Here is a 2437-nt window from a genome sequence, read left to right as displayed (position 1 = left end):
GCCGTCGCGATTGCGATAAATTTGCAACAATTCTTGCTGCAAACTGTATTTTAACCATATCGGGTTGAAATTTCGCCACCTTCTCCATCTTGGTGGGGGTGAGATTGTGCGGACGGCTTCCCCCCAGCCGGATCCGACGGAGGTTGGAATGACTTTTTCGAAAACCGGTCTGGTGGCCGTATCGCTGGCGGCGCTCGTTGCGAGTGGCTGTTCGACCTCACGTTTTTCCTCGATGGATGACCAGCAGCCGGCACCGCTGGAGGCCGCGCCCGCCGGCAAGGTGACGGCGAACCAACTGCCGCCGCCGGCATCGCCCGGCACCACCGACCCTTCGCAATTCCCGACCGCGCCGGCGAACACCCAGGTCGCCGCGCTGCCTTCGGACGGCTCGGCGCCGGCCGGCGCTTCGGACGTGACCGCCGCCAGCGTCGCCGGTGTCTGGAACGCCAGCGTTGCGGGCCAGAGCTGCAAGGTGGCGACACCGCAGACCAAATTCGGCGCCGGCTTCCGCGCCGGGCCGCTGCATTGCCCGGCGCCGATGGACGGCATCAAGTCGTGGAACGTCGCCGGCAAACAGCTGACGCTCTATGACGAGAGCGGCGGTGCGCTGGCGCGGCTCTATTCCTCGGGCGGCTCGAAATTCGACGGCCAGACTTCCAACGGCCAGCCGATTTCGCTTACGAGATAGTTTTTGTTTTACGCAATTCCGGTTCCCGGAATTGCTCCAGAACGACGTGACCGATGCATCTGCGTGACGGCCTCCAGACCCATGCGACCGTCAGGCAGCGCTACGACCATCTGGTGGAAACCGGTACGATCGACCGCGATCCGGCGCAGGAACGGATCGTTGCGGCACTCGACCGGCTGACCGATGAGATTTCGGCCAAGCGGCTGGCGCATAAGTCGAGCGCGCTGGGCTGGCTGTTCGCCCGCAAGCGCGAGACGGATGAGGCCGTCAAAGGCCTCTACATCCATGGCGGCGTCGGTCGCGGCAAGACCATGCTGATGGACATGTTCTTCGACTTGCTGCCGGTGCGGCGCAAGCGCCGCGTCCACTTCAACGACTTCATGGCCGACGTGCAGGACCGTATCCAGAAGCACCGGCAGGCGCGCAAGAATGGCGACGTCAGGGAAGACGATCCGATCCCGCCGGTGGCCAAGGCCCTTGCCGAGCAAGCCTGGGTGCTGTGCTTCGACGAGTTCTCGGTCACCGACATTGCCGACGCGATGATCCTGTCCAGGTTGTTTTCGGCGCTGTTTGCCAGCGGCGTGGTGCTGGTCGCCACCTCGAATGTGGCGCCGGAAAACCTCTACAGCGACGGGCTGAACCGCCAGCTTTTCCTGCCCTTTATCGGCATACTGGAGCGGCACACACAGGTGCTGGCGCTCGATGCCGACAAAGACTACCGGCTGGAAAAGCTCGCCCGGACACCGGTCTATGTCACGCCGGCCGATGCGGCGGCGGACCAGCTACTCGACGAGGCCTGGCAAGCCATGACGCGGGGCGCGCCGACCGCCGAGACATCGATTGCCCTCAAAGGACGGCAGGTGATCGTGCCGCGCGCGGCGGGCGATGCGGCGCGGTTCTCCTTTGCCGATCTCTGCGAAAAGCCGCTTGGCGCGCGCGATTTCCTGGCGATCGCCGGTCGCTTCTCAACCATTTTTATCGACCATGTCCCGGTGCTCGGCGAAGGCAAGCGCAACGAGGCCAAGCGCTTCATCCTTCTGATCGACACGCTCTACGACCATCATGTGCGGCTGGTGATGAGCGCCGATGCGCCGCCGCAAGCGCTTTATGCAGCCAAGCGCGGCGTCGAAGTCTTCGAGTTCGAGCGCACCGCATCGCGGCTGATCGAGATGCAAAGCCGCGACTGGCTGGAGGATTGGGCGGCGCGGCAGAAGGGGAAGCCGGCGCCAGGGGCACAGCAGGCGCAGGCCTGAATTTCCAGAGAATCCGTCGGTAGCAATCCTTCGTGTCCCCTCCCTCGGCAGGACAGAGGGGGGCGCTGTCCCGCCGACGTCTACAACTCGAACCTCCTCGGTTACCCGCATCACAAGGGTGTCATCGCCCGCATTCGGCCTTACGATTTCCGTCTTCATCGGTTATTTCTTCCAAAGTCGGCTTACAAACTTTGACGTTTACGTAAATCCCAAGTGATCTAACCGATTGAAAATACTGACACCAAAATAATCGTTTGAATTTTTTCCGTGCCGGGGCTATTGGGTGCGGCGAAAATTCGCGGTTCCCCGCAGCATTCCGGCCTCTTCTTCGACGCCGCCATCAAGTCACCAGAGATTTGAGACGTCGTCACCGACAAAGGGAAAACATCCTCACATGGCACGCAACAAGATAGCGCTTATCGGCTCTGGCATGATCGGCGGCACGCTCGCTCACATGATCGGCCTCAAGGACCTCGGCGACGTGGTGCTGTTCGAT

2 protein-coding genes and 1 pseudogene are annotated in these 2437 nt (G+C 62.2%); all 3 read left to right on the top strand.

What is annotated here, in order from left to right:
* Positions 1 to 148 precede the first annotated feature (148 nt).
* Positions 149 to 688, top strand: coding sequence for a protease inhibitor Inh/omp19 family protein (locus tag EN984_RS31260; RefSeq protein ID WP_023811288.1), 540 nt, complete (start codon positions 149 to 151; stop codon positions 686 to 688).
* Between the two features lie 53 nt (positions 689 to 741).
* Entirely contained in the window at positions 742 to 1941 is a 1200-nt protein-coding gene (gene zapE, locus EN984_RS31255; RefSeq protein WP_127268404.1) for a cell division protein ZapE, read from the top strand.
* Between the two features lie 394 nt (positions 1942 to 2335).
* A pseudogene (locus EN984_RS31250) lies at positions 2336 to 2437 on the top strand (malate dehydrogenase); the annotation flags it as partial.

The sequence above is a fragment of the Mesorhizobium sp. M7A.F.Ca.CA.004.12.1.1 genome, from assembly GCF_003997835.1.
In the GTDB taxonomy this organism is placed as follows: domain Bacteria; phylum Pseudomonadota; class Alphaproteobacteria; order Rhizobiales; family Rhizobiaceae; genus Mesorhizobium.
This window is presented reverse-complemented; position numbering and strand designations above follow the sequence as displayed.

Bases quoted from the DNA above. Each gene is read 5' to 3' on its own strand.
- zapE (WP_127268404.1), top strand. From the start codon at position 742: ATGCATCTGCGTGACGGCCTCCAGACCCATGCGACCGTCAGGCAGCGC.
- EN984_RS31260 (WP_023811288.1), top strand. From the start codon at position 149: ATGACTTTTTCGAAAACCGGTCTGGTGGCCGTATCGCTGGCGGCGCTC.